We start from the raw sequence: 25,037 nt of genomic DNA, 5'->3' as shown, positions 1-25,037 counted from the left end.
AGTATCGCAGATTACAAAGTGTTACGGATTATAGAATGTTTGTTCTATTTTGTCAAATGGTTCTGTCTAGCCCGGTTAGGGACTGCTTGTGTGAGGCAACACGACTGGCAGATCGAGAAACTCACCATACCGCTCGGCCTCGGCGTCTATCGCATGATTCTCCGCTGGGGTCAAAGGTCGGAAGGGCGCTACTTCGATGACGACGGCGTTCTTCTTGAAGGTGCGTTTCCATGTCCCTGTAACCTCGCCATCTATCACCAGGGTTGGGATGAACATGCCGTTGCTGCCGGGGCAGATGCTTTGGGCGTTGGCCGGATCGAGCACGGCGCTGCGATCACCATAGCCAAGCACATATTCGTCAAAGCCAGGCAGCAAATAAGTAGTTTTGATTCCATTAATCAAGTCTGGCAGGTCGCGCGCCAGCCAATAAACGCGTTCCGCGATGGTTTCGTGGATCAGATCCTTCCCGGCTGCCTCCAAGCCTATTTTCGCCTCTGCCGCCGTAAGCCCTGCCCACCGCATCAAATCTTGCACCGTGGCCGGCCCATGTCCGCTGAAATAACGCCTGGTCAGCTCAGCCAACGCCTCGTCGCGCGCCAGGGGCCTGGTCTGTGGAACCCAATCGTCGAGTAGCGCAAACGTATGCTGTTTTCCACGTCTCGATCCAAAGCAGATCAGCCCATCCTGCGCCGACCGCGCGAGGAGATGGTAGCCACGCTGGCCGGTCGTGGAGATAGTGGCTTGCTCCAGCGCTTGAAGCATTTCGTCGCGGGTGAGCTGCTTGCCGCCCTGAAGGGCTTTGGCAAACACCTCTTTGCTGCGCGCAAAGGTCGCTTCGTCCAATTCAAGCTGGCGAGAGCGGCCGACACTCCCGGCAATCACCCGCGGGGCGAGCAGCGCAAGCATCCAACGCACATCGTTTGCGGCGACAAAATGCAGCGTGCCGCGCATCGGCCAGGTGCGCACGATGGTTCGCTCGGCTATCGTCTGTTCGATGCCTTGCTCGGTCGCGCCAGCCATGCGCAGCCCAATCGCCCACAGTGTCCCGCCATAATCCTGGGCCTGCAGTGCGCCCAACCAGGCTACGACATCGCCAGCCTCGGCAAATGTGGGGTGGGCGATGCCTTGATTTGCCAGCCGAGCAAGTGCAATTCGATGGTTGTGCGCTTGCTTAGGCCGCGTCATAGGCTTGTTGCAACGCTTTGATGTCAATTTTGCTCATTTGCAGCATGGCCTGCATGACCCTTCCTGACTTCGTAGGGTCTTTGTCTTGCAGCAACTCGCCCAAAATGGTGGGAATGATTTGCCACGACAGTCCATATTTATCTCTTAACCAGCCGCACCTTGATTCTTCTCCGCCTTCCGTCAGCTTTTCCCACAGCTCGTCCACTTCTTCCTGCGTCTCACAGTTCACGAAAAGCGAGATGGCCTCCGTGAAGATGAAGTGCGGGCCGCCGTTAAGTGCGGTAAATTCTTGCCCATCGAGCTGGAACGACACAGTAAAAGTCGCTCCCTCTGGATGTGGCCCGTCTTTCTGCTGTCGAGTAACGCTTAGGATCTTCGAATTTTTGAAGACTGAGACATAGAAGTTCGCCGCCTCTTCGGCATTGTCGTCGAACCACAGGAATGGGGTGATTTTCTGCATACGGTCTCCTTGTGTCTGCCATTCTTTGAGATAGTCGGCCAGGCGATCAAAACGCTCGCGCCATAAGTGCTCGAATGGCTTAACCCAATCGTGGACGGGCTTCAGACCTTCGCCTTGCAGCCGATACAGCCGCTGCTGTCCCAACTCACGCACGCTGACCAGTTCGACCTCGCGTAAGACCCGCAGGTGGTTGGAAACTTGCGGCTGCTTGAGCTCGAGCAAGGCGGCGATCTCATTCACCGATCGCTCGCCTTGCGCGAGCAGGTCGAGGATGTGGCGGCGTTGTGGTTCCGCCACCGCGTTGAAGGCGTCTGAAGTTGTTGCTAAGCGTGCCATGCCGACATCATATTTCGATATGGGAATATGTCAAATCTGGCGATAACCACGCGCAGTGCGGGAGAACCAGGTTTCATGTGCCCAAAACACCTGGCAGCCATGCAACCGTTGAGGCCGTACTAGCGCGAACGGTCAGAGCGGTTATAATAGAGATATGCCGAAGACAGACCTCGTCATGGCGACTTTTTACCCTTTCACCGGAGGTTGGATGTCCAGAAAAGGAACTTGGGTTGGGCTGGCTCTGCTCGGGCTAGGCCTACTCGCGCTGCTGCCCGGATGTGCGTCGCGCCCCGCGGCGGCGGGCGAAACGACGACCACGGTCGCCAGCGTGATCCAAAATACCGGCTCCGACACGTTGGTCAACCTGGCGCTGGCCTGGGCCGAGCGTTACATGCCCGCGCACCCCGGCGTGCGGATTTCTGTGACCGGGGGCGGGTCGGGCACCGGGATCGCGGCGTTGATCAATGGCACGACCGACATTGCCAACGCGTCGCGAGCCATGAAGCAGGAGGAGTTCGACGCGGCCCGGAAGAACGGCATCACGCCAATAGAATTCGCCGTGGCGCGGGATGCGATTGCGGTCGTAGTCAATCCCTCCAACCCCGTCAACGGGCTGACCCTGGCGCAGATCTCCGACATCTATCAGGGCAAGATCACCAACTGGCGGCAGGTGGGCGGCGAGGATCGGCCCATCGTGCTGCTGTCACGCGAATCGAACTCCGGCACTTACGTTTACTTCCTGGAAAACGTACTGCGGCTGGGCCAGAAGAGCGACATCCTCTTCTCGCCGGATACGCTCCTGATGCCGTCCTCCGAAGGAATCAGCGCCGAAGTGCGGCAGAATCCGAACGCCATCGGCTACGATGGCCTGGGATATGTGACCTCTGACCAAAAGGTGATCGCCGTGGCCCAGGACCCCGACGGACCTTACGTCAAGCCGTCCGTTGCTACTGTCAATGACGGCTCCTATCCCGTCTCGCGTCCCCTCTTCATGATTACGGCCGGTCAGCCCACGGGCCAGGTGAAGGATTACCTGGATTGGATCCTGCGCGACGGTCAGGCGCTGGTCGTGGAGTTGGGGTTCGTTCCGCTGAGGTAGGTGTTCATGTTCAGGTCCTTGTACGCTCGTTGGGGTGAATTTGCTGTCGAAACGCTGATTCGCGTCTTAGGCTTTTCGACCGTTGCCTTTGTCCTGCTGATCTTTCTCTTTCTGCTGCGCGAAGGGTTGCCGGCGTTTTTCACGGTGGATGCGGCCAACCTCTTCGGCGCCCGCTGGTATCCCACTTTCGACCTGTTTGGTACGCTGCCGCTGATTCTCGGCTCAGTCGTGGTGACGGTGACGGCGATTGCCATCGCGCTGCCATTGGGACTGGCGACGGCGGTCTTCGTGCGCGAGGTGGCGCCGGGCTGGGCGCGCGATCTGCTCAAGCCGATGATCGAGGTGTTGGCGGGCATCCCGTCGGTGGTGCTGGGCTTTTTCGGCATCATCGTGCTGGCGCCGCTCGTCCGTCAGGTGCTTGGCGCGCCGACCGGGCTGACCGCTTTTACCGGCGCACTGATTTTGGCCTACATGGCGCTGCCCACCATGATCAGCGTGGCTGAAGACGCGCTGGACGCGGTGCCTAAGAGCTATCGCGACGCGGCGCTCGCGATGGGTGCGACTCGTTGGCAGACGATCTGGCGCGTGGTGGTGCCGGCCGCCCGCTCCGGCATCTTGACCGCGGCGATGCTGGGGATGGGCCGGGCCATCGGCGAAACGATGGCGGTGATGATGGTCACCGGCAACGCGGCGCGGCTGCCGCTCTCGCTCGACTCGCTCTTTCGCCCCGTGCGCACGATGACCGCGACCATCGCCGCGGAGATGGGCGAGGTAGCCCAGGGCAGCACGCACTATCACATCCTCTTCGGCATCGGCATCATCCTGTTTCTACTGACCTTTGCGATCAACCTGGCAGCCGCCTCGACCATGTTCCAGAAGCGCCGGCGGGGAGGGCTGCGATGATGACAAACCCCATTCGTCGCCAGCAGGTTGAACGCGCCGGCTTCGCACTGCTCGCCGTGGCCGCGCTGCTGGTCGTGTTGCCGATCCTGTTGGTCATCGTCGCTATCCTGGTGCGCGGCATCAGCGCCATCAACTGGGAGTTTCTAACCGCCATGCCCAGGGATGGCATGAAGGCTGGCGGCATCTTCCCGGCGATCGTTGGCACCCTGCTGCTCACCCTGGGCACGGCGCTGGCCGCCATTCCTGTCGGCGTGGCCGGCGCCATCTACTTGGCCGAGTATGCCCGCGACACCTGGCTGACGCGCGCGATCCGCCTGGCGGTGATCAACCTGGCCGGCATTCCGTCGGTCGTGTATGGGCTGTTCGGGTTGGGGCTGTTCGTGCTCTTCTTGCAGTTCGGCACTTCGATCCTGGCCGGCTCGCTGACCCTGGCGATCATGACGCTGCCGGTCATCATCAGCACGTCCGAAGAGGCGCTGCGCGCGGTGCCGGTCGAATTTCGCACGGTCAGCGCCAGCCTGGGCGGCACGCGCTGGCAGGCCACGCGCACGGTCGTGCTGCCGCAGGCGCTGCCCGGCATCATCACCGGCGTGATCCTTGGCCTGCTGCGCGCGGCCGGCGAAACCGCGCCGATCCTCTTCACCGTGGCCGCCTTCTACCTGCCGCAGCTGCCCGCCTCGCCCCTCGATCAAACGATGGCGTTGCCCTATCATCTCTACGTCATCGTCACCCAGGTGCCCGGTATGCCGGCCGAGATCCAGTACGGCACTGCGCTGGTGCTGTTGGTCCTGGTTCTCTCGCTCAACCTGGTCGCCACCCTGATCCGCAGCCGCTTCCGGCGGCAGAGACAATGGTAAAACACGGTCAATCCATGCTTGCTCGAACGACAACACCGCCTAAAATCTACCTGGATCACATCACCTACGCGTATGCCGACCAAGCGGTCTTGCGCGATATCACCCTGGAAATCCCCGAACACGCGGTCACCGCGCTCTTTGGGCCGGCCGGCAGCGGCAAGAGCACCCTGCTGCGGCTCATCAACCGCCTGAACGACCTGGTGGACAACACGAAGATGACGGGCAAGGTGCTGATTGACGGGCAGGACATCTACGCGCCCGGCGTTGATGTGTCGGCCCTGCGCCGCCGCGTCGGCATGGTCTTCGCCCTGCCGCTGCCGCTGCCGGGGACCATCCGTGAGAACATCGTCTACGGGCCGAAGCTGGCGGGCGAGCGCGATCGGTCGCGGCTGGAGGAGATCGTCGTGCGCAGCCTGACGCAGGCCGCGCTGTGGGATGAGGTCAAGGATCGCCTGGATGCGCCGGCCAGCGCTTTGTCAGGCGGCCAACAGCAGCGGCTGTGCATTGCGCGCAGCCTGGCGCTGGAGCCGGAAGTGCTGCTGCTGGACGAGCCAACCTCTGGGCTGGACCCCATCTCGACCGCCAAGGTCGAGGATTCGCTGTACCAGTTGAAACGCCAGTACACGATCGTGATCGTCCCGCACAGCGTTCAGCAGGCTGCGCGCGTCGCGGATTACAGCGCCTTCTTGCTCATGGGTGAACTGATCGAATACCGCCGCGGCAAGGAGATGTTCGTGGCGCCGACCGATCAACGCACCGAAGACTACATCACCGGCAGGTTTGGATGAGCGATCCTGATGAACAAAATCACCGTTGACCAACTGGGCTTCTATTACGGGGCCAAGCGCGCCCTGACCGATGTGGCCATCAACGTACCCGATCGGAAGATCACGGCGCTGATTGGGCCGTCGGGCTGCGGCAAATCCACGTTTCTGCGCTGCCTCAACCGCATGAACGATACCATTGCGGGCACGCGGGTGGTGGGCAAGGTGCTGCTGGATGATGTGGACATCTACGCGCCGGGCGCGGACGTGGTTGCGCTGCGGCGCCGGGTCGGCATGATCTTTCAGCGGCCCAACCCTTTCCCGCAGTCCATCTTTGCCAACGTGGCGTTTGGACCCACCGTGCTGGGCATGGCGCGGGGAGGCGAGCTGGCGGACATCGTCGAGGCCAGTCTGCGCAGCGCCCATCTGTGGGATGAGGTCAAGGATAACCTGCGCGGGGATGCGTTGGGGCTTTCGCTCGGCCAACAGCAGCGGCTGTGCATCGCGCGCGGGATTGCGGTCAAGCCCGAAGTGATCCTGATGGATGAACCGTGCTCTGCGCTGGATCCGATTGCGACGTTGAAGGTCGAAGACCTGATGCGGGAGCTGGCGCAGGACTACGCCATCGTGATCGTGACCCACAACATGCAGCAGGCGGCCCGCGTGTCGGATCTGACCGCGATGATGATGCTGACCGAAGATCGCAAATCCGGCACCATCATCGAGATTGACGCCACGCCGGTCATCTTCTCACGACCGCAAGATCAGCGCACCGAGGATTACGTGACCGGGCGCTATGGGTGAAGTCGCCTCACCCTGGCCCATGCGCCCCCTCACATCCCCCAAACGGTGATCGTGCGGCCCTGGTGTGACTCTTGGCGGTGAAAGATTCTCTCGTCCCATGGCCGGTTGGGGCGAATGTCGAACAGGAGAAGGTGGGCGTCGGTGGCGCCGACTTTGTCCGCATAATCTGCCGTCTGCGCCAGGCTTTCGCGCAGAATGGCGTCAGGCGCTTTGCGCAGCAGTTTGATCTCGATCACCACGCGCTGAACGCCGCCCGCATGCGGCCAGATGACGAGCAAATCGGTGCGCCGGCGCCCCAGGCCGTATTCACGATCCACGCGACCGCCGCCGTTGACGATGCGCTGCAAGAACGCCTGCAACAGCAAATGCGGCCCCGCCTCGCGGTACTCATACCGCTCCAGCCAGAACTCTGAGTTTTCTCGGAAGAACTGTTGGAAGGCTGCCAGGAGCTTCGGCATGTTCAGTTGACCATCCGCCTCGATGTACCAGGCCGGTCGCTCGATCGTCTCCAGCTTGATCTGTTGTACGACGGTCAGTTCACGCGGAATGACTTCCGCGTAGATCCGATTAGCCACCTCGAGTCCGTTCGGCCCGCGCCGCACCAGCCCCAGGTCCAGGGTGTACTGGACATCGTCCTCGCTGATGTCAGGCGTCAACTCATCCCCGCGCAGCATCGGCTCGATCACACGCCGCACGCGTGGTTCCTTGAGTTTGTCCGAGAGCTGATGAAGGTGCGTGACCCGGCGCAAGATGAGGCGCTCTTTCGCTTCCTGGATCAACTCAGCGGTGATCGGCTGCGTTCGAATGCGACCGACCTTCATCTCGAAGCAGGCTTCGTAGGCGAGCGCGTTGACCAGCCAGGGCTGGCCGTTGGTGAATTGCCAGATCAGTGCAAGGGCTTCTGGTGTGAAGGGTTGACCGGTTTCCTGCTCATGCTGGCCGAGCAGAAGGAAGATTTCTTCCTGGTTGAAATCTCCCAGGCGCAGCGATTTGGCCTTGATGTTGAACGCGCTGCCGCCGGTGATGATCGCTTTCTCGATGCTTGAGTGAATGCGATAGTCCTGGATGTCCCGCACTCCGCACAACATGACGCTCTGGGGAAAGAGCGCCGGACGCGTGTCATAGCCACTGCGCAATTGGCGCAGGAGTGAGATGAGGGTATCGCCGATCAAGGAGTCCACCTCATCGAGCAACAGAACGACCGGCTTGGGCGAGCGCTTGCACCAGGCGGTCAGGAACGCGCCCAGTGCCACATAACCCGATTGCTGGCGCAAGACCGCCTGCGCCAGTTGCTCGGCCTCGCTATCCGGAAAATATTGAGCTGCACGACGGGCAATCAACTGCACCGCGGCTTTCATCCCGGCTTCGACATCTTCACGCGCGGCCTGAACATCCTCCAGATTGGCGTAGACCGCCTGGTAGCGGCCGCCCTGGTTCAGGTACTCGGTCAAAGCCAACAGATAGGTGGTCTTGCCGGTTTGCCGCGGCGCATGGAGCAGAAAGTACTTCTGGCGCTCGATCAGCGTCAGCAATTCGTCGAGGCCGATGCGGTCCAACGGCGGCAGGCAATAATGATACTGGCAGTTGACCGGGCCTTCGGTATTGAAAAATCGCATCGGCGTTTTCCTTCACATTCTGTGGCGCACAGATCGGATACACTCCAACGATAGAATTGTACCATGACGCCGCCGGTCAATCAACATTGGCCGCGGATTTAGAAAGAAAGGTATAACCAATCATGCAAAACGTCAAGACGACCATTTCATTACCCAAGGCGCTCTTCGATCAAGCAGATATCCTGGCGCGGCAACTGCATATTTCGCGCAGCCGCCTGTTCGTCCTTGCGTTGGAAGATTACATCCATCGCCAGCAGAACAGGGAACTGCTCGCCAAGATCAATGCGGCGTATGCCGATGAACCGAACCCGGCCGAAGATACACTGCGTCAGGCTGCGCGGCGCACTCACCGCCGCACCGTGGAGGGCGAATGGTAATCAGCCAGGGCGACATCTACTGGGTTGAACTGGGTGAACCCTCAGGATCCGAGCCGGGCTATCGGCATCCGCACGTGGTCGTGCAGAATAATCTGTTCAATCGCAGCCAGATTCGGACCGTCGTGGTTTGCGCACTGACGTCGAACCTGAAGCGGGCCAACGCGCCCGGCAATGTGCTGTTGGATGCGAACGAAGGCAATCTGTCCAAGCGCAGTGTGGTCAATATCTCGCAGGTCTTCACCGTGGATCGCGACCAATTGGATGAGGTCATCGGCGCTTTGTCACCCACGCGCGTGCGCGAGATCATTGCCGGCATCAACCTGCTGCTGCAACCCCGCGATCTACCGCCCGATTTAGCGACATGAACGTAACCCCATAGATGCAGGAATTCCAATTGACATGAGCCATGCCTTCGGATCCTGGCGTTATCCTCTCAACATCTTGCGCAGGACGAACTGCAAGATCCCTCCGTGGCGGTAGTATTCCACCTCGACCGGCGTGTCAATGCGCGACAGCGCCTGGAATCGGATCACCGCGCCATCGGGGCGCGTGGCACGCACGGTCAGGGTCTGGCCGGGCTGCATGGCGTCATCCACGCCGCTGATGTCGAAGGTCTCCTGGCCGCTCAGTCCCAGGGTCTGGACATTTTCGCCGGGCAGGAACTGCAGCGGCAGGACGCCCATGCCCACCAGGTTGCTGCGATGGATGCGCTCGAAGCTCTCCACGATGACCGCCCTGACGCCCAGGAGCATGGCGCCCTTGGCCGCCCAGTCGCGTGAACTGCCGGAGCCGTACTCCTTGCCGGCCAGGATAACCAGCGGCGTGCCGTCGGCCTTGTACTGCATGGCCGCGTCGTAGATGCTCATCTGTTCGCCGGTCGGCAGGTAGAGCGTGTAACCGCCCTCGACGCCGTTCAGCATCAGGTTCTTGAGGCGGATGTTGGCAAAGGTGCCGCGCATCATCACCTCATGGTTGCCGCGGCGCGCGCCGTAGGAGTTGAAATCGGCCGGCTGCACGCCCAGCGACATCAGATAGCGTCCGGCCGGGCTGTTCTTCGCGATGTTGCCCGCGGGCGAGATGTGATCGGTGGTGACCGAATCGCCCACCATGACCAGCACGCGCGCACCCAGAATGTTCTCCATCGCTCCCGGTTCAGGCGAGAGCGCCTCGAAGAAAGTCGGTTCCTGGATGTAGGTGGAAGCGGCGTCCCAGTCGTACAGCTTGCCTTCGGGAATCTTGATCGCGTTCCAGGTTTCGTTCGCGCCAAAGACGTTGCCATACTGTCTTTCGTACATCTCCGGCTTGAGCGCCCTGGCGACAGTCGCCTGCACCTCTGCCTGGCTCGGCCAGATTTCGTGCAGGAAGACCGGATTGCCGTTGCGGTCCGTACCGACCGGCTCTGTGGTCAGATCCACGTCTATCCGTCCGGCCAGGGCAAAGGCCACCACCAGCGGCGGCGAGGTCAGATAATTGGCGCGCACCGAGGGGCTGATGCGTCCCTCGAAGTTGCGGTTGCCGCTCAACACGGCCACGGCAACCAGGTTCTCCTCCCTGATCGCATCGGCCACGACGTCGGGCACCGGGCCGCTGTTGCCGATGCAGGTGGTGCAGCCGTAGCCCACGGTGTGGAAGCCCAGCGCCTCCAGGTAGGGCGTCAGACCAGCCTCGGCCAGGTAATCGGTGACGACCCGCGAACCGGGCGCCAGGCTGGTCTTGACGTAGGGCGCAACGCGCAGCCCGCGTTCCACGGCCTTTTTCGCCACCAGCCCGGCGCCGATCATGACCGATGGGTTGGAGGTGTTGGTGCAGCTCGTGATGGCCGCGATGACCACCGAACCGTGGCGCAGATCAATCGTTTCGTGTTCGTAGCTGACGGTGGCCGCGGCGCCGGTGGACTCCGGACTGAGCGCGAAGCCGCGTTGGGCAATCGGCGCGGTCAGCGCCGCCTCGAACGACTGCTTGGCGTTGGCCAGGGCCACGCGGTCCTGCGGCCGCTTCGGCCCGGCCAGGCTCGGCTCGATCGTCGCCAGGTCAAGCGTCAGCGTGTCGGTGAACTGCGGCTCGGCCATGCCATCGGTGCGGAAAAGGCCCTGCGCCCGGCAGTAGCGTTCGACCAGGTCCACCAGCCCGGCGCTGCGGCCGGTGCCGGCCAGGTAGCGCAGCGTTTCGGCATCCACCGGGAAGAAGCCCATGGTCGCGCCGTATTCGGGCGCCATGTTGGCAATCGTGGCGCGGTCGGCCAGGCTCATGCGGCCCACGCCATCGCCGTAGAACTCGACGAACTTGCCCACAACCCCGCGGGCGCGCAGGATCTGCGTCACGCGCAGGGCCAGGTCGGTGGCGGTGGCGCCCTGCGGCAGTTGGCCTGTGATTTTGACGCCGATCACTTCGGGCAGCAGCATGTACATCGGCTGGCCGAGCATGGCAGCCTCGGCCTCGATGCCGCCCACGCCCCAACCGAGCACGCCCAGGCCGTTGATCATGGTGGTGTGCGAATCGGTGCCCACCAGGGTATCGGGGAAGGCCACGATGTCCCCCTGCGCGGTGGTTTCTGTGCGCACCACCGAGGCCAGGTATTCCAGGTTGACCTGGTGAACGATGCCGGTGGCGGGCGGCACGACGCGGAAATTGCTGAAGGACTGCTGACCCCAGCGCAGGAACTCGTAGCGCTCGCGGTTACGTTCGAACTCGCGCTCGGCGTTGAAGAGCAGGGCGGTGCTGGTGGCGAAGTTATCCACCTGCACCGAATGGTCAATCACCAGGTCGGCCGGAATCAGTGGGTTGATGCGCTGCGGATCGCCGCCCAGCCGCGCCATCGCGGCGCGCAGCGCGGCCAGGTCAACCACGGCCGGCACGCCGGTGAAGTCCTGCATGATGACGCGCCCGGTCATGAACGGAATCTCCACCTGCGCCGGCGCCTGCGGGTTCCAGGTCGCCAGGTTGAGGATGTCCTTCTCTGTCACCAGGAAGTCGTCCCAGTTGCGCAGCGCGGTTTCGAGCAGGATTTTGATCGAAAACGGCAGACGCGAGACCGCGGCCAGGCCGGCCTCTTCCAGGGCCGCCAGCCGATAATAATGAACAGGCCCGCCCGCGGTTTCGAGCACCGCGCGCGAGCCATACTGGTTATGGGTGAAATTTGCCATCGTGTACTCAAACCTCTTCTTATCACAATGTTCAGGGATGTTCGCGCTAAAGCGGAAGAAACAGTGCAAGCGTCACTGGATTTGCTCACTTCTCAAGCGAGCCTGCAATGATGAGACTCGCGCCTGACGCCGCAGCCGTTCGACTTTTCGCAGGCGTCGCTGAATGTCGTCATCGAGTTGTTCCTGATGATCCCAATAGTAGGCCAGAGCCGAATGGATTTGACCAAGCGTCAAGTAGGGATGCTGAAAACGCAGTTCCTCAGGACTCCAGCCATGCGTCTGATAATCCAGGACAAGCTCGATGACCTTCATGGTGGTTCCGGCAATCCACGGCACCCGTTGGTCATCCAGTGAAACATGCTCATATCGAGTTGGTGCTGGTCTGGTCAGAATCGCAGTTGTCATCGCTCCTCCAATACTAACGAAACACAAGCATACGCAAATAGGATATATGTGCAATTGTTCGTGATCTGTTATCTGCCTAAGCCAAAACAGCGTCCCATTGCCGTGCTCGCACTACCAATTCATCCTGATAGATCGGCCAGTGTCGCAGAGTCTCGGGATCAAAATCGGCGCCAGTCGGCCAGCACAGTGTGCGTGCAATTGGGTCAATCATCGCCTGGTTGAACATGTCCTTGTCGCGCAAAGGACCCCAGATTTCTCCGTGAAGCATCGGCTCGAAATCAATAACCTGCTCCGCGTCATCGTTGAATCTGATCCAAATGACGTAGTCATGCAAGATGTCGAAATCTACAACCTGATATAACTGATGGAACATTTTTCCCTCAATTACAAGCCAGCGATTCGCACAAGCATAACGCAAATTGGGTATGCGTGCAACTTTTCGTGACCCGTTGTTTGGTGGTACAATCAGTTCGACGAATGTTCCCGGCCGGTAAATCCCCTCTGCCTTACACTGGTGCGAGCACAGCCAATGACCCTGACACGTGACCTGGCCGCCGAGCTGGCGGCCGACAACGCACTGCTCTTCGTGGGCGACAGTCTGCGCGGGGACGCCGCGCCCCTGCCGCTGACGCAAATCACCGAGTTGCTGGCCCAGCAGATCGGCTACGACCGGCCGGATCGTTCGCTGGCCGCGGTGGCGCGTGACTTCGAAGCCCTGCGCGGGCGCCAACCCCTGGTGCAGGCCCTGCGCGATGCGCTGCACAGCCTGGCCCTGCAACCTTCCGCGCTGCACGAACTGTTGGCCCAAGCCGTGCTCCCTTCTTCCAAGATCATCACCACCGCCTATGACGCCCTGCTCGAAGAGGCGCTGCGCATGGCCGGTAAATCCTATGTCCTCATCGTGCGCGACGCGGACGTGCCCTACTTCGATGAGAGCAAAGTGGTCGTCATCAAAATGCAGGGCGATCTCAGCCAGCCTGACTCCCTGGTCATCACCGAAGACGACTTCGATGAATTCCTGGCCCGGCTGCCCACCCTGTCCGACCTGATGCGCGCCTTCTTCGCCACCAAAACGCTGATCTTCCTGGGCTATGATCTCAGTTCCCCGGCCTTCAGACGCCTCTTTGCCCAGGTGACGCGCAGCGTGCGCCAGCACCGGCGCCAGGCCTACGCGGTCATCGAACAGCCGCTCACGCCGGCCGATCAGCAGTACTGGGCGCAAAAAGGGGTGATGCTGCTGTCCGAAAACGCGGCGCAGTTCTTGCAGCGGTTGCTGGCCGACATCCAGGCGCTGACCTCGCCAGCGGCGATGGCGGTCGCGGCCGCGGTCGAACCTGCGCCGGACGCGCCCCTGCCCGCTTCGCCCTACAAGGGCCTGGACGCGTTCGCGGCCGGCGACGCGGCCATCTTCTTTGGCCGCGAGGAGGACAGCGCGCGGCTGGCAAACAAGATCCTGGCCAATCCCCTGGTCGTGCTCTACGGCGAATCGGGCAGCGGCAAAACTTCCCTGCTGGCCGCCGGCGTAACCCCGCGGCTGGTCCGCGCCGGCTTTCACGTCCGCCTGCTGCGGGTGCGAGACCTGGAGGCAAGCGCCGGCGCCCTGCCCGATCTGCCCCCTGCGGCGGTGTTGATCCTGGACCAGGCCGAGGAAATGGTGCTGCTGTGGGGCGAGGCCCGGCGCCCGGCCTTTGCGCAGGCGTTGATGGCCGCCCTGGCCGACCGCGGCCGCGATTGGCGGGTGGTGCTGGCCCTGCGCAGCGATTTCTTGCCGCAGTTGGCCGGCCTGGAAAGGCAACTGCCCGGCCTGTTCGACCGCCGCTACTGGCTGGACCGCCTGTCGTGGGAAGGCGCGGGCGAGGCCATCAGCGGCCCGGCCGCTCGTTTTGGCGTGACCTTCGAGCCGGCGCTGGTAGAGCGCCTGCTGCGCGATCTGTGGCAGGACGGCGTGGCGCCGCCGCAATTGCAACTGGTGTGCGACCGCCTCTACCGCCAGTTTGGCCGGCCCGGCGCGGCCATCACCCTGGCCGACTACCAGCAGGTGAGCGGCGCCGCGGGCATTCTGGCCGCGTATCTCAGCGACGCGCTGGCCGCGTACAGCGATGAGGAACGACCGCAGGTGCAGGCGGTGCTCGCCAGCCTGGTGACATCCAACCAGACGAAGGCGGTGCTGAGCGTGGACGAAGTCGCCGCGGCCAGCGGTCTGCCGGTCCCCATTGCCGCGGCCCTGCTGAATCGCCTGCTCGGTCAGCGCCTGCTGCGCCGCCTGGACGATGATCGCTTCGAGCTGGCGCATGATTACCTGGCTGCGCGCATTGCCGGCTGGCTGGACGCCCAAGAGGTGGCGCTCAAACAGGCGCAGGAACTGCTGGCGCGGCTGCTGGCCGATTGGCAGGCGCGGCGCTCGTTCGCCTCGCAGGGCGATTTCGATCTGCTCGACGCGCAGCGCGGCCGCCTGCGCCTGACGCCGGAAGCCGCCGCCTTCTTGCTGCGCTGCGCGGTGCGCTACAACCGCCAGGTGGATGCCTGGCTGGCGCTGACGCCCGACGCCGGCCTGCGCACGCAGGTGCTGCTCGACCTGCTGACGCACCGCGAGGCGGAGGGCCGCATGCAAGCCGCCGCGCGCCTGGGCGTCAGCGCGCCGGATGCCATGACGCCCGCCATTCTCCCCGCGCTGGTGCAGGCAGCGCTGACCGACGCGGAGCCGGCGGTGCGCACCGCGGCCGCGGAGGCCTTTGGCCGCCTGGCCGGCGACGCGCGCGAGCCATCCCTGGCCGCGGCCCTGGCCGACCCGGCGCAGCGCCCGGCCGCCCTCCTGGCCCTGGGCGCGGCGCGGGATGTCAACCCCCGCGCGCTGGCCGGCCTGCCCGCGGCCGATCAGCGCGCCGCGTTCTGGCTGACCAGCCGGCGGCGCTATCAGCGCGCGGCGGCCTTCGTTCGCCGGCAAACGATCGCCGGCGTCGTCGGCGGCGCGCTGGGCTTTGGCCTCGGTTTTGGCCTGCTGGCCCTGCTCTATTACGACCGGCGCCAGACGCTGACCGAGACGATGGCGCCGGCGGCAATTTTCGTGGTGGCCGTCGTCATGGGGCTGCTGGGCGCGGGCGGGGGCGCTCTGGTCAGCGCGGCGCGGGCGTTGGGCCAGGTCATCTGGCAGGAAAGGCCGTGGGCCGGCGCGGCGCTGGGCGGGGCCGTGGGCGGCAGCCTGGCCTTCAGCCTGATCCTGGGCGCGGTCGGCCTGATCGCCGCGCAGGCGCCGCCCCTGTGGCTGGTCAGCAGCCTGGGCCTGGCGCTCCTGTTGGGGGTGGGCCTGGCGTCGGGCAATTTTCGCCTGCGGATCATCACGGCCCTGGCGGCCGGCGCGGCGGGGATGATCCTGGCGAATCGCTTTGGCCTGGCCCTGGATTTTCTCGATCTGGAGGCCGGTTTGACCGGCGCTGTGATCGGCGCCAGCCTGGCGTGGGCGCTCGGCGCTTTTTCTAAAGATTGAAGGGGAGGGAATCATGGCGTCTCGCATGTTACGCGTTGGCACGATGATGCTTTGCATCGGCCTGCTGTTGGCCGGCTGCGGCGGCCGCCGGTCGGAGACGGTCAAGGCGGAGGCGGAGCTGGACGCGGTAACCGTGCGCACCGGCGGTAATCGCGCTTTTCAGCCTCTGGCGACGAGCGCAACGACCGATCTGCGCACGGGCGATCAGTTGGATGTCAGCGCCAGCGGGCGGGCGCTGCTGCGTTTTGGCGACGCGATCACCCTGGAGGTGTTTCGCGATGGCGACCTGGCGCTCAAGAGCGTGCCGGTACGCGATAGCGATCCGGTGGTAACGGTACTGTTGAGCTTCGGCGCGCTGTTTGGCCGCGTGGATCAAGCCGCGGCCACGTCCCGCGTCAGTGTGCAGACCAATCTGTTGGAGGTGGTCTCCACCGGCACCGAGTTCCTGGTGGTGAGTGAAGCCGGCAGCGGTCGCGATTGGGTGTTTGGGTTCAAGGACAGCGTGCGCGTGCATTCCTGGAACGAGCCGCAGGTCGAGTGGAGCGTCGGCGCGGGGCAGGCCTCCTGGACCGATCCCAGCGGCCCGGCCAACGAACCGGTGACGCTGGGCGAGGAGCGGTGGGCGCGGTTGCTGGCCTGGTACCGGAGCGCCAGCGCCGGGAGCACGGTGCAAGATGTGCAGGAGGCCGTTTTTCCGGATGGGATGCCGGGCGCAACGGGCAGTGCGGCGCCAGACTGCAATTTCGTGCTCAATTTTCAGGACGCACAGACCGACGACTGGAGCAAGTTCCGTATGCCGGCGCCTACGGGCGAGGGATACGTGGTCTTCACCCTGGGCGAAGGACAGTACGCGGGCGCCTACTGCGGCGGCAATTTCCCGCTGCCCGCGCTCTACGGCGCCACCCTGCGCATGGAGTTCAGCAGCCTGAAGTGTCAGATGCGTCAGGTGTCCATCGTATCCTTCAACTCGGTCGCCGCCACCGGCGCGCCGCAGGACAACCCGGTGCAAATGGCCGGTTATGGCGCCGATGGCGCACAGGTGGCTCGCGGTAGCGAAATTGACACCGATAACCCGGCTGTCAAGCGCCTGTTTGCTGTGCGCGTCCGACAGCCGTTGACCGCCGTTGCCCTCACCGGCAGCGGTCTGTGCATTCCCTGCGTGAGTTTTGGGCCGCTCGATGCCGCGCCCTACGATTGCAGCGCGGTGCTGCGGTAGGCGCCCGGCTGCTCATTCCGATTCGTTGATCCAGCGTTCGAGCAGGCTCAGCAGCAGCCAGAGGACGAGGATGACGCCGGCGCCGGCCAGGAGGCAGATCAGCGCGGTGGCCGCGGCCCAGCCGCCGTAGATGAGGCCGATCAAGGCGCCGCCGCCCACCACGAGGAGGGCCAGCACCGCGATCAGCAGCTTGCGGTCGGTTTCGCGACGGTAACGCCGATAGTCGGTCGGTTCTGTTGGTTTTTGGGCCATGCTGTAATTCCTGACCGCTTTCAGGTCACCAGCCAGCGCATCTCATGCTGGCGTTCGATGACGTAGTAGCCCAGGGCCACAAAGACCCGGTTCCAGGGACTCTCCACCGGCTCATTGCCCAGGATGACGGTCGCGTCGAAGTGACGCAGATGAAAGCCTTGCAGGAGTTCGCGTCCCAGGCCTCGCGGCTCGTGGCCGGACGCGATGCCGATATCGGCCAGGCGAATTTGACCCTGCATCAGATGCCGCATGAGCAGGTAGACCGGCGTTTCTCCGCTCTGATCGGTCACGGTGAACGCCCTGAGATCGGTCATGTGCAGGAGCGAGCCAACGCTGCGCTGCCAGCAGGGCGGTGTGGTGTGCCAGGCGGACGCCTGCTGCAAGGCCCAGGCTACGCTGGTCGGCTGCAGTTTGAAGTACGGATCCGGCAGCGCGCCCTGTTCCACGCGGCGCTGCCAGGTGAGCAGCTCCCGCTGCACCTGGAACCCGGCGACTTCGTACAGCGCCTGCGCCTGCGTGTTGCGGGTAAGAACCTCCAGATCAACGTGACTCAGGCCCGCACGCCGGGCATTGGCTTGAACCTGGTGCAGCATGTGCAGGCCGATCCCCTGCCGGCGCCAGGCAGGCAGCACGCCCATGCTGCCGATCCAACCGGCCTGCCCGCGGCGACCCAGCAGCGCCACGCCCACTGGCTCGTTCTCCATCCACGCGATGACCGACAGCGCCGGCTCGATATCCCACACCGCATGGTGGATCGCCACCTGCTGGCTGGAGCGCTGCACCGGCAGCGCGTAATCGGCATAGACCGCGTTGAGCAGCGCGGTCAGCGCGGTCAGGGGCAGGTAATCTGCCGCGGTCAGGCGCACCTCAGGCATGGGGCGCCTCCGCGGCCGGCATGTGCAGCGCCTGGCGCAGGTCGGCGCAGCGGCCGCGAAATTCACCCTGCATCTGGCGCCGGCCGGCCGCGTCCAGGCCCAGGGGCGCGGCCGCGGCCACGGCGTTCAGGCTGATTTGCTCCAGTTCCGCGGGCGTGAAGTCAAAATGCGCAGCCAGCACGCCGTATTCCGCGGTCAGGGTGGTGTCGAACATCGGCGGATCGTCGGAGTTGACCGTCAGGTAGACGCCCGCGTCCCACAGGCGGCGCAGCGGATGGTGGGCAAAATCGGGGTAGACGTTGAGGCGCAGGTTGCTGGTGGGGTTGACCTCCAGGGGAACCTGGTGCTCCACCAGGTAGGCCACCAGGGCCGGGTCTTCGCTGCTGCGCACGCCGTGCCCCAGGCGCCGCGCGCCGAGATGGCGCAGCGCGCCCCACACGCTGACCGGGCCGGCCACTTCACCGGCATGAGGAACGCTGTAGAGGCCGGCCGCGATGGCGCGCTGGAACGGGGCGATCCACAGCTCTGGCGGCGCTTTGGACTCGTCGCCGCCCAGGCCAAACCCCACGACGCCCTTGTCCATATGCTGGATGGCAAAATCGGCGGTCCAGGCGCCGGCCGGTTCAGGCAGGTTGCGCGGGATGTCGAACACCCAGCGCATCTCCACGCCAAAATCACGCCGCGCCCGCGCCCGGCCATCCTCCAGCCCTTCGATGATCTCCTCGGGCCGGATGCCCTTCTGCTGCCAGATGTGGGTGTAGGGCGTGACCGTCACCTCGGAGTAGCGGATGGCCTGGCGGCTGCGGTCCGCGCCCAGCTCATACGCGATCAAGGCGAAGTCGTCGGCCTGGCGCAGGCAGGCCTGGCCCATCAGGTAGACTTCGATGAAATGGCGAAAGGTGGTGAAATGGTACCACGCCTGCAGGCCCTTCACATCGTCCGCAGGCAGCGGCCGGCCGTGACGTTCGGCCAGGCGCAGAAGGGTGGCCGGCGCAATGGCCCCTTCCAGGTGAATGTGCAGCTCGGCCTTGGGCATGGCCTCGATGAAAGCAGCAATAGACAAGGGCAGACTCCTGAACACAGAATCGAGACGACCCATTTTACTGGCATTGGCTATTTACCGCAAGGGATTTGACGGTGGCGCGGCCTAAGCCAGCTGCGCCCAGGTCGGCTGACATCGCAGCAGCGGGCGCGCGAACTTTGGACGCTAATTCGCGTTAGGCTACCCCAAGAAGGAGGCGTTTCATCAAGTGATTTGCCTTGACGAATGGAGAGTTTTGAAATGAAGTACAAGACTATATCTATGCTTTGCCTTCTTTTTGCCTTGGCCGGGCTGAACGCCTGTCAACCTCAGGAAACCGATCTGTCTTTCGAGACTATCGAGCAGCGCGATGCTTCTGGCACCAGGCAAATTTACCAGGACAAGCAACCTGGCTTAATAGTTATTACCACGCTGGAAGAGGTGGCTAACCTAGACGCCCGGGTTACGCCCGAGGCCCAGGCACGACTACAGAGTCTGAATTACGATGCAGATTTCGTCCTTGCAGTGTTCCAGGGTTGGAAACCAACCGATGGTTACGATATTCAGGTCGAGCGTATCACTCACCTGAGAGACAAAGTCACCGTCTTCGTCCGGCTTCAAGAACCCCCACCTGATAGGAAGAAAAATGACATAGTAACCTCACCCTATCATTTGGTTCAGGTGCAGAAGGTGGGTACCTGGGATGGGGATGCCACGTTCAACGTAGTTGTAAACGGGACTGTAATTGCTTCGGTTTCGCACAATATTCCATAACGACAGTGTAAGGATGCGCAACGAATCCCTTTCTCGCAGAGTGTTCTCTATGGCTCTAGTGTTGGCGTTGGCCGTGCTGGCCGCCGTTCTCCTTGCTCAGTCCCCACTTGGTGTGGTTCTTGGGTCAGGGCTGTTTGATTCGCCACTTGCCACTCCTATCCCTGCGCGCTATGTGGGCGCCCCCCTGGCCGTGGGAACGACGCCTCGTTTCGAGATCGTCCAGGAAGGCGGGGTGTGGCATTACCGGGTGGATGGGGTGGACGTGGCCGGGCTGCCGGCAGCGGCTACGACGCTGAACCTGACGAATCTGTACCCCCTCGCCCTGGGACGCGCCCGCAACACCTGCGACCAGTCAGGCACGACATTCCAGGAACTCGAGTTCAGGCAGGGAACGTGGGCCCCTTGGGGCAACGTGGTGCAGGAGACCGACAACCATCCCGGTTTCTACTTCTGCCTGGTGTCTGCCAGCAAGTTCAAGATCAACCCCGATGCCATCTCCTGTCCGTAGGGGCGCACCCTTGCGGTCGCCCAGGCGGGCAGGTGCAAGGCCTGCCCGCTACTCGATGTCAGATACAAGGAGGATCTCATGATAACGTTGTGGAACAAGGACCTGCGGATCGTGCAGGCACGACATTGGATCACGGCCGCGACCGTGGCCGTGGGGCTGTGTATGCTGCTGCTGCTGGTTGCATGTACGGCGCCCAGCTCACCCATGACAGGATCGTTAGCGCTGGAGGGAAGACCCGCCCTGGGCGAACCTTTCATGCTGCGACTGGAACTGCGCACCTCGATGGCCTTCACCGATGTGGCGGTGAGCTTCGTCTTGCCGGCGGGCGTCGAATTGCTGGACACACCCGGCGAATGGCGGATCGAGAACATGGAGGCAGACCAAACCTATGTCTTCACCGCAACTGCTCGGGTATTGGAAAATGGATACTACAAGATCGTAGGGCTTGGTCGCAAAGACACTCCCTATGGAAGTTCTTTCCCTGGTCCAGATGCCCTGTACCTCCTGGTAGAAGGCGAAGACACCTGGGTCAGCCATGACCCGCCGCCCAATCATTGGGAGTCGGCGCACGCAAGCGTCCCAGGAGGAGGACCGGGGCTTCAACCTGGGTTGATCCAGAACCGGCTGTATCTGTCGGGCACACTGGCCTTGAACCAACCGGTGACCGTGGTCTACGAAGTGACGCCGTTGGTGGATTTGCAGCACGCATCGGTTGGCATCGTGACTTCCATCGGCGGCCTGCAATCGAGCGAGCCGCGCGTAGAGGTAGAAGACACCGCCCTGGCGGCCGCCCTCAGATTCTCCAGTTATAGAGAGGGCGTGTATTACTGGTTCGGAACCATGAAAAGCCAGCAGACCTACTCGTTCTATCTGACCCTGGTAGCAACGGCCGGGGGACACGGGGGTGTGGATGCGGGTGTATTGGAAATCGGGTCGGTTGACTCGGTATCACAGTCAATCATCGAAACAGGCCAATCCCTGGCCCTCAGCCTGTATTCGCCGTCATTGGCGCGCTGAGCGAGGGAGGCTGAATAGTACAAAGTGCAAAGTGCAAAGTACAAAACGCAGAATGTCCCACGCACTCTGCATTTTGCACTCATCACTTTGCACTTTGCACTCATCACTTTGCACTCATCACTTTGCACTTTGCACTCATCACTTTGCACTCATCACTCCCCAATCTCCATTCCCCCCAAGTGGCAAAACTGCCCACAAAGTGATAGAATGAATGCTGTGACAGGCAGTGAGACGCAGAGCAGTGAAAGGAGCAGGTAACGATGAAAACCAGTCTGGTTCTGGCAAAAAAAGGGCCGAATGTGGCAACGATTCACCCCGAACTCACCATCAGGGACGCGATCGGGGTCCTGGCGATGCACAACATTGGGTCGCTGGTGGTGGTGGATGACAACCGCCGCCCGGTTGGCATTCTGGAAGAGCACGACATCATCCGCCGCGCGGCCAGCGATGAGGCCATTTTCGAGCGCCGCGTGGGCGAGGTGATGAAGAAGGACATGGTGATCGGTTCGCCGCATGATGATTTGCGCATGTTGGTGCACACGATGACCGAGACGCGCACCCGCCATGTGCCCATCCTGGAAGATGGCGAGTTGGTGGGCATCGTTTCCATTGGCGACATTCTGAAGGCCGAGCGCGACACGTACATGGGCGAGGTGGATCGCCTGCAAATCGAAATGATGGGCAGCTAGGCCTGAGACGCCGGTGTGCGCACAGGTCTGATGGCAATCATTCACCCAGAGTTCGAGGCAAAGGAGCATCGAATGACACAACCAGGTACAGCCGGCAATCCCCTACGCGTGGCCATCATCGGCGCTGGCCCGACCGGCTTCTACACCGCCGAGCATTTACTCAAGCAAACCAATCTCAGCGTTGAGATTGACCTGTTCGATCGCGTACCCACGCCCTTTGGCCTGGTGCGCGCAGGAGTGGCGCCCGACCACCTGAAGATCAAGACCGTGACCGCAGTCTTCGACAAGACCGCGACCCATCCGCATGTTCGTTTTTATGGCAACGTCGAGATCGGCAAGCATCTGACGGTGGACGAACTGAAGATGCACTACCATCAGATCGTTTATACCACCGGCGCGCAGACCGACCGCCGCATGGACATTCCGGGCGAGGATTTGGCCGGCAGCCACCCGGCCACCGACTTCGTGGCCTGGTACAACGGCCATCCTGACTACCGCGACCTGCAGTTCGACCTTTCACAGGAGGTGGCCGCGGTCGTGGGCATTGGCAACGTGGCGATTGATGTGGCCCGTATTTTATGCCGCACGCCTGATGAACTGCTCAAGTCGGACATTGCCGATTACGCGCTGGAGGCTTTGCGCCACAGCCGTGTGCGCACCGTTTACGTGTTGGGGCGCCGCGGCCCGGTGCAGGCTGCCTTCAGCAACCCGGAGATCAGGGAGGTTGGCGAGATGGCCGACGTAGATGTCATCGTACCGCCCGCCGAGGTGACGCTGGATCCGTTGAGTCAGGCCGAGCTTGATCGCAACAACGACCGCACCCTGTTCAGGAAGGTCGAGATTTTGCAGGAGTATGGGCGACACGAGCCAACCGGCAAGTCACGCCGCCTGATCTTCCGCTTCCTGGTCTCGCCCACGGCGCTCGAAGGCGATGAGACCGGGCATGTCAAGACGATGCGCCTGGCACACAACAAGCTGGTGGCCACGGACACCGGCACGCTGCGCCCGAAAGCGACCGGGGAGACCGAGGAGATTCCGGTTGGCCTGGTCTTTCGCTCGGTTGGCTACCGCGGGGTGCCGGTGCCGGGTGTGCCCTTCAAAGAAAGTTGGGGCGTGATCTTGAATCAAAAGGGACGTGTGTTGAACCCGGAAACGCAGCAGCCGCAGGTGGGCGAATACACCGCGGGCTGGATCAAGCGCGGCCCCAATGGCGTGATTGGCACCAACAAACCGGATGCGGTCGAAACGGTGATGTGTATGCTCGAGGATTTGGCGCACGGCCAGACCCTCACGCCGGCCCGGCCCGATGTCGCGGCCCTGGCTGACCTGGTCAAGGCGCGGCAGTCGAACTATTTCTCCTACGCGGACTGGCAGCGCCTGAACGAGATGGAATTGCGCCGCGGCCAGGAACAAGGTCGCCCGCGTGTGAAGTTCACCAGCGTGGCCGAGATGCTGGCCGCGCTGGGGCGAGCGTAACATAGGCTGTGCATGAATCCGGCGCCCCGCACGCCGGATTCATGCTACTCTGACCAGGCGGTCAGGTCGTCATCCACCTGCGTCAGATCGAGCAGGCGCATTCCGGCGCAGGTCCAATTTCTGCCTGCGGGCGGCCTGTCCTGAAGCTCTGCGGCGTATGCCTGCGCCGCGTCCGTCCAGCCGCTGCGCGAAAAGCCAACGAAAAACACTCTCCAACTCCCCTGCTCTGGCACTACCCGATCTGCCTTTTCCTCGACCAGTTCGGTCATCACCTTGCGCGACGCGGCTTCGAGCGTCCATTTCGATTCTCCCAGGATCAACGTCTTGTGCATGGTGTTGATGCCGACCACATCCACCTGCACCGTGCGATTCCAGGCGCTGCCGACCTCATCGGGCATGAACGGCAGCACTCCGCGTGCGCCCGCGCGTAGCGTCCACTCACGACACAATTCTTCCCAGGTGTAAGTACCGATAAAGTCAATCAGATGGCGGCTGATCTCGGCCAATGCCTGATCTTGAATTTTCAATGCGAACTGATGCTGCCGGGTCGCCAGGAAACGAAAGTAGAAACGCAGGTACGGGTCTGTGATGTGATGGCGTCCCGTGCGTGACGCAGTTGGTGCGGTGACCGACACGCGCCGTTCGACGAATCCCGCTTCGGCCAGCACACCCAGGTATTTGGGCGCCTGCACGTTTGGCAGACCGGTCAGGTCGGCAATCTCTTTGGGCGTGCGTGCGCCGTTGGCGATGGCAGTCAGGATTGCCGCGTAGTTGTGCAGATCGGAGACAAAATCGTGCAGGAGCAGGGCCGGCTCGGCCTGCATCAGGTTGTTGGGGGTCAGCAGTTGGGTTTTGATGTTCTGTGAGACTGACTGGTTCGGATCAATGCGTTCCCAGTAAGCAGGGATGCCGCCGAAGATGGCGTAGATCGCCACGCGGTCCACGGCGCTGTAACTCGGGAAATAGTCCCTGGTCAAGCCAAAGGGCAGAGGCTGCAGGTGAATCTGCATGGTTGCACGACCATACAGCGGCGCCTGGTAGGAAAGGAATTCGTGCTTCATCATGCCGAGATGCGAGCCAGAAAGGCACAGGAGCAAATCGGTTTTGCTGAGCACCTGATCCCAGAAATTTTGCAGCTGCCCGGCGATGCCCGGCGTCACTTCCAGCAAATAGGTGAATTCGTCAATGACCAGGAATAGACGGCCTGCACGCGTCAGATTGGCCGCTTCACGCCAGGCCTGCTCCCAGGTGCTGTACGTGAAATCGCTGCCGAACGGCACATTCGGATTGGCGAACTCATACACCACCTGGGAGAAGGAACGCAGTTGGGCCGCGGCCGAGGTGGGTGAGGCGACCCAGTAGAGGGCACGCGCGCCGCTGCGCTCAAGCCAGGTGGAGATGAGCGATGTCTTCCCCACGCGCCGCCGGCCGTAAAGCACCAGGAACCGCGGCCCGGCAGCCCGCCACTGCGCATCGAAAAGACCCAGTTCTTGCTCGCGGCCAACGAATCGGTTACCGATCATACCTGTTTTCCGTGTGACAGATTATACTTTCAAGTATTATACTTGAAAGTATAATGATGGGAAAGCCTGGGGAACCGAGCACGACAATTGCAGCCCCAACCGTATTTTTCACCGCAAAGGAATCATAAATTGCGTTAGGCTTCGATGTATCGCCGCGCTCCTTGATTGGATGTGCGCCAAATCAGAAGACGTGCGCCTGTAACGCAAGCCAGAGGCTTGCGTTACAGGCGCAGGGAAGTGTGCTCCGGCGCAG

24 protein-coding genes are annotated in these 25,037 nt (G+C 62.5%); 14 read left to right on the top strand and 10 right to left on the bottom strand.

Going from position 1 to position 25,037, the window contains the following annotated elements; translation table 11 throughout:
• Positions 1-75: 75 nt before the first annotated feature.
• Together IPM84_02150 and IPM84_02145 are read right to left on the bottom strand one after the other, a co-directional pair.
• Positions 76-1,185: an AlkZ family DNA glycosylase gene (locus IPM84_02150; protein MBK9091576.1), complete on the bottom strand. Its 1,110-nt coding sequence runs from the start codon at positions 1,183-1,185 to the stop codon at positions 76-78.
• Positions 1,172-1,981: a metalloregulator ArsR/SmtB family transcription factor gene (locus IPM84_02145; GenBank protein ID MBK9091575.1), complete on the bottom strand. Its 810-nt coding sequence runs from the start codon at positions 1,979-1,981 to the stop codon at positions 1,172-1,174. The genes IPM84_02150 and IPM84_02145 overlap by 14 nt, the downstream gene beginning before the upstream one ends.
• 154 nt (positions 1,982-2,135) lie before the next feature.
• Between IPM84_02145 and IPM84_02140 the strand changes: the two genes are divergently transcribed.
• Genes IPM84_02140 through pstB form a run of 5 tightly spaced genes read left to right on the top strand, consistent with a single transcriptional unit; the run spans position 2,136 to position 6,408 of the window.
• The gene (locus IPM84_02140; protein ID MBK9091574.1) at positions 2,136-3,080 is read left to right on the top strand and encodes a PstS family phosphate ABC transporter substrate-binding protein; all 945 of its coding nucleotides are present in this window, start codon (positions 2,136-2,138) and stop codon (positions 3,078-3,080) included.
• Positions 3,081-3,086: 6 nt separating this feature from the next.
• Positions 3,087-3,983, top strand: a complete 897-nt coding sequence (gene pstC / locus IPM84_02135) for a phosphate ABC transporter permease subunit PstC (protein ID MBK9091573.1) — start codon at positions 3,087-3,089, stop codon at positions 3,981-3,983.
• Positions 3,983-4,840 carry a phosphate ABC transporter permease PstA gene (pstA, locus tag IPM84_02130; protein MBK9091572.1) on the top strand — a complete coding sequence of 286 codons (858 nt, stop codon included), beginning with the start codon at positions 3,983-3,985 and terminating at the stop codon, positions 4,838-4,840. The genes pstC and pstA overlap by 1 nt, the downstream gene beginning before the upstream one ends.
• Positions 4,841-4,854: 14 nt before the next feature.
• Complete coding sequence (locus tag IPM84_02125; GenBank protein MBK9091571.1) at positions 4,855-5,628, top strand: phosphate ABC transporter ATP-binding protein; 774 nt, start codon at positions 4,855-4,857, stop codon at positions 5,626-5,628.
• A gap of 9 nt (positions 5,629-5,637) precedes the next feature.
• Positions 5,638-6,408: a phosphate ABC transporter ATP-binding protein gene (gene pstB / locus IPM84_02120; protein MBK9091570.1), complete on the top strand. Its 771-nt coding sequence runs from the start codon at positions 5,638-5,640 to the stop codon at positions 6,406-6,408.
• Positions 6,409-6,437: 29 nt separating this feature from the next.
• Here the strand turns inward: pstB and IPM84_02115 are convergent, their stop codons facing one another.
• The gene (locus tag IPM84_02115; protein ID MBK9091569.1) at positions 6,438-8,024 is read right to left on the bottom strand and encodes an ATP-binding protein; all 1,587 of its coding nucleotides are present in this window, start codon (positions 8,022-8,024) and stop codon (positions 6,438-6,440) included.
• A gap of 122 nt (positions 8,025-8,146) precedes the next feature.
• On the opposite strand from IPM84_02115, the gene IPM84_02110 reads away from it, so the two are divergent.
• Together IPM84_02110 and IPM84_02105 are read left to right on the top strand one after the other, a co-directional pair.
• Positions 8,147-8,401 carry a hypothetical protein gene (locus IPM84_02110; GenBank protein ID MBK9091568.1) on the top strand — a complete coding sequence of 85 codons (255 nt, stop codon included), beginning with the start codon at positions 8,147-8,149 and terminating at the stop codon, positions 8,399-8,401.
• A complete protein-coding gene (locus tag IPM84_02105) occupies positions 8,395-8,766 on the top strand; it encodes a type II toxin-antitoxin system PemK/MazF family toxin (protein ID MBK9091567.1) in 372 nt (123 codons plus the stop codon). The genes IPM84_02110 and IPM84_02105 overlap by 7 nt, the downstream gene beginning before the upstream one ends.
• A 60-nt stretch (positions 8,767-8,826) precedes the next feature.
• On the opposite strand, the gene acnA is transcribed toward IPM84_02105, so the two are convergent.
• The 3 genes from acnA to IPM84_02090 form a co-directional block, all read right to left on the bottom strand.
• Complete coding sequence (gene acnA, locus IPM84_02100) at positions 8,827-11,544, bottom strand: aconitate hydratase AcnA (protein ID MBK9091566.1); 2,718 nt, start codon at positions 11,542-11,544, stop codon at positions 8,827-8,829.
• A 72-nt stretch (positions 11,545-11,616) separates the two neighbouring features.
• The gene (locus IPM84_02095; GenBank protein MBK9091565.1) at positions 11,617-11,949 is read right to left on the bottom strand and encodes a DUF433 domain-containing protein; all 333 of its coding nucleotides are present in this window, start codon (positions 11,947-11,949) and stop codon (positions 11,617-11,619) included.
• 76 nt (positions 11,950-12,025) lie between these two features.
• Positions 12,026-12,322, bottom strand: coding sequence for a DUF2442 domain-containing protein (locus IPM84_02090; protein MBK9091564.1), 297 nt, complete (start codon positions 12,320-12,322; stop codon positions 12,026-12,028).
• Positions 12,323-12,478: 156 nt separating this feature from the next.
• Between IPM84_02090 and IPM84_02085 the strand changes: the two genes are divergently transcribed.
• Together IPM84_02085 and IPM84_02080 are read left to right on the top strand one after the other, a co-directional pair.
• Positions 12,479-15,433 (top strand): SIR2 family protein, encoded by a 2,955-nt coding sequence (locus IPM84_02085; GenBank protein ID MBK9091563.1) that lies wholly within the window; start codon positions 12,479-12,481, stop codon positions 15,431-15,433.
• A gap of 13 nt (positions 15,434-15,446) precedes the next feature.
• Positions 15,447-16,649, top strand: a complete 1,203-nt coding sequence (locus IPM84_02080; GenBank protein MBK9091562.1) for a hypothetical protein — start codon at positions 15,447-15,449, stop codon at positions 16,647-16,649.
• Positions 16,650-16,661: 12 nt separating this feature from the next.
• On the opposite strand, the gene IPM84_02075 is transcribed toward IPM84_02080, so the two are convergent.
• From IPM84_02075 to add, 3 genes are read right to left on the bottom strand one after another with little or no spacing between them, the layout of a single operon-like run.
• Positions 16,662-16,901, bottom strand: coding sequence for a hypothetical protein (locus IPM84_02075; protein ID MBK9091561.1), 240 nt, complete (start codon positions 16,899-16,901; stop codon positions 16,662-16,664).
• Between the two features lie 20 nt (positions 16,902-16,921).
• Positions 16,922-17,776, bottom strand: a complete 855-nt coding sequence (locus IPM84_02070) for a GNAT family N-acetyltransferase (GenBank protein MBK9091560.1) — start codon at positions 17,774-17,776, stop codon at positions 16,922-16,924.
• Positions 17,769-18,839 carry an adenosine deaminase gene (add, locus tag IPM84_02065; protein ID MBK9091559.1) on the bottom strand — a complete coding sequence of 357 codons (1,071 nt, stop codon included), beginning with the start codon at positions 18,837-18,839 and terminating at the stop codon, positions 17,769-17,771. The genes IPM84_02070 and add overlap by 8 nt, the downstream gene beginning before the upstream one ends.
• Positions 18,840-19,058: 219 nt before the next feature.
• Between add and IPM84_02060 the strand changes: the two genes are divergently transcribed.
• The 5 genes from IPM84_02060 to IPM84_02040 all read left to right on the top strand — a co-directional run bounded on the left by IPM84_02060 (position 19,059) and on the right by IPM84_02040 (position 23,261).
• Positions 19,059-19,571 (top strand): protease complex subunit PrcB family protein, encoded by a 513-nt coding sequence (locus IPM84_02060; protein ID MBK9091558.1) that lies wholly within the window; start codon positions 19,059-19,061, stop codon positions 19,569-19,571.
• A 49-nt stretch (positions 19,572-19,620) separates the two neighbouring features.
• Complete coding sequence (locus tag IPM84_02055; protein ID MBK9091557.1) at positions 19,621-20,079, top strand: hypothetical protein; 459 nt, start codon at positions 19,621-19,623, stop codon at positions 20,077-20,079.
• A gap of 78 nt (positions 20,080-20,157) precedes the next feature.
• Complete coding sequence (locus tag IPM84_02050; GenBank protein ID MBK9091556.1) at positions 20,158-21,096, top strand: hypothetical protein; 939 nt, start codon at positions 20,158-20,160, stop codon at positions 21,094-21,096.
• A 260-nt stretch (positions 21,097-21,356) separates the two neighbouring features.
• Positions 21,357-21,785: a CBS domain-containing protein gene (locus IPM84_02045; protein MBK9091555.1), complete on the top strand. Its 429-nt coding sequence runs from the start codon at positions 21,357-21,359 to the stop codon at positions 21,783-21,785.
• A 72-nt stretch (positions 21,786-21,857) separates the two neighbouring features.
• Entirely contained in the window at positions 21,858-23,261 is a 1,404-nt protein-coding gene (locus IPM84_02040) for an FAD-dependent oxidoreductase (protein ID MBK9091554.1), read from the top strand.
• Positions 23,262-23,305: 44 nt separating this feature from the next.
• Here IPM84_02040 and IPM84_02035 read toward each other — a convergent pair whose 3' ends face one another.
• Positions 23,306-24,784 carry an ATP-binding protein gene (locus IPM84_02035; GenBank protein MBK9091553.1) on the bottom strand — a complete coding sequence of 493 codons (1,479 nt, stop codon included), beginning with the start codon at positions 24,782-24,784 and terminating at the stop codon, positions 23,306-23,308.
• Between the last annotated feature and the right edge of the window lie 253 nt (positions 24,785-25,037).

The organism is Candidatus Amarolinea dominans, assembly GCA_016719785.1.
GTDB classification, from domain to species: domain Bacteria; phylum Chloroflexota; class Anaerolineae; order SSC4; family Amarolineaceae; genus Amarolinea; species Amarolinea dominans.
Note: the sequence above shows the minus strand (reverse complement) of the source record. Positions and strands in the feature narration are given on the sequence as shown.

Coding starts and splice junctions, on each gene's coding strand:
- IPM84_02150 (MBK9091576.1), bottom strand. CDS start 1,185: ATGACGCGGCCTAAGCAAGCGCACAACCATCGAATTGCACTTGCTCGG.
- IPM84_02145 (MBK9091575.1), bottom strand. CDS start 1,981: ATGGCACGCTTAGCAACAACTTCAGACGCCTTCAACGCGGTGGCGGAA.
- IPM84_02140 (MBK9091574.1), top strand. CDS start 2,136: ATGCCGAAGACAGACCTCGTCATGGCGACTTTTTACCCTTTCACCGGA.
- pstC (MBK9091573.1), top strand. CDS start 3,087: ATGTTCAGGTCCTTGTACGCTCGTTGGGGTGAATTTGCTGTCGAAACG.
- pstA (MBK9091572.1), top strand. CDS start 3,983: ATGACAAACCCCATTCGTCGCCAGCAGGTTGAACGCGCCGGCTTCGCA.
- IPM84_02125 (MBK9091571.1), top strand. CDS start 4,855: ATGCTTGCTCGAACGACAACACCGCCTAAAATCTACCTGGATCACATC.
- pstB (MBK9091570.1), top strand. CDS start 5,638: ATGAACAAAATCACCGTTGACCAACTGGGCTTCTATTACGGGGCCAAG.
- IPM84_02115 (MBK9091569.1), bottom strand. CDS start 8,024: ATGCGATTTTTCAATACCGAAGGCCCGGTCAACTGCCAGTATCATTAT.
- IPM84_02110 (MBK9091568.1), top strand. CDS start 8,147: ATGCAAAACGTCAAGACGACCATTTCATTACCCAAGGCGCTCTTCGAT.
- IPM84_02105 (MBK9091567.1), top strand. CDS start 8,395: ATGGTAATCAGCCAGGGCGACATCTACTGGGTTGAACTGGGTGAACCC.
- acnA (MBK9091566.1), bottom strand. CDS start 11,544: ATGGCAAATTTCACCCATAACCAGTATGGCTCGCGCGCGGTGCTCGAA.
- IPM84_02095 (MBK9091565.1), bottom strand. CDS start 11,949: ATGACAACTGCGATTCTGACCAGACCAGCACCAACTCGATATGAGCAT.
- IPM84_02090 (MBK9091564.1), bottom strand. CDS start 12,322: ATGTTCCATCAGTTATATCAGGTTGTAGATTTCGACATCTTGCATGAC.
- IPM84_02085 (MBK9091563.1), top strand. CDS start 12,479: ATGACCCTGACACGTGACCTGGCCGCCGAGCTGGCGGCCGACAACGCA.
- IPM84_02080 (MBK9091562.1), top strand. CDS start 15,447: ATGGCGTCTCGCATGTTACGCGTTGGCACGATGATGCTTTGCATCGGC.
- IPM84_02075 (MBK9091561.1), bottom strand. CDS start 16,901: ATGGCCCAAAAACCAACAGAACCGACCGACTATCGGCGTTACCGTCGC.
- IPM84_02070 (MBK9091560.1), bottom strand. CDS start 17,776: ATGCCTGAGGTGCGCCTGACCGCGGCAGATTACCTGCCCCTGACCGCG.
- IPM84_02060 (MBK9091558.1), top strand. CDS start 19,059: ATGAAGTACAAGACTATATCTATGCTTTGCCTTCTTTTTGCCTTGGCC.
- IPM84_02055 (MBK9091557.1), top strand. CDS start 19,621: ATGGCTCTAGTGTTGGCGTTGGCCGTGCTGGCCGCCGTTCTCCTTGCT.
- IPM84_02050 (MBK9091556.1), top strand. CDS start 20,158: ATGATAACGTTGTGGAACAAGGACCTGCGGATCGTGCAGGCACGACAT.
- IPM84_02045 (MBK9091555.1), top strand. CDS start 21,357: ATGAAAACCAGTCTGGTTCTGGCAAAAAAAGGGCCGAATGTGGCAACG.
- IPM84_02040 (MBK9091554.1), top strand. CDS start 21,858: ATGACACAACCAGGTACAGCCGGCAATCCCCTACGCGTGGCCATCATC.
- IPM84_02035 (MBK9091553.1), bottom strand. CDS start 24,784: ATGATCGGTAACCGATTCGTTGGCCGCGAGCAAGAACTGGGTCTTTTC.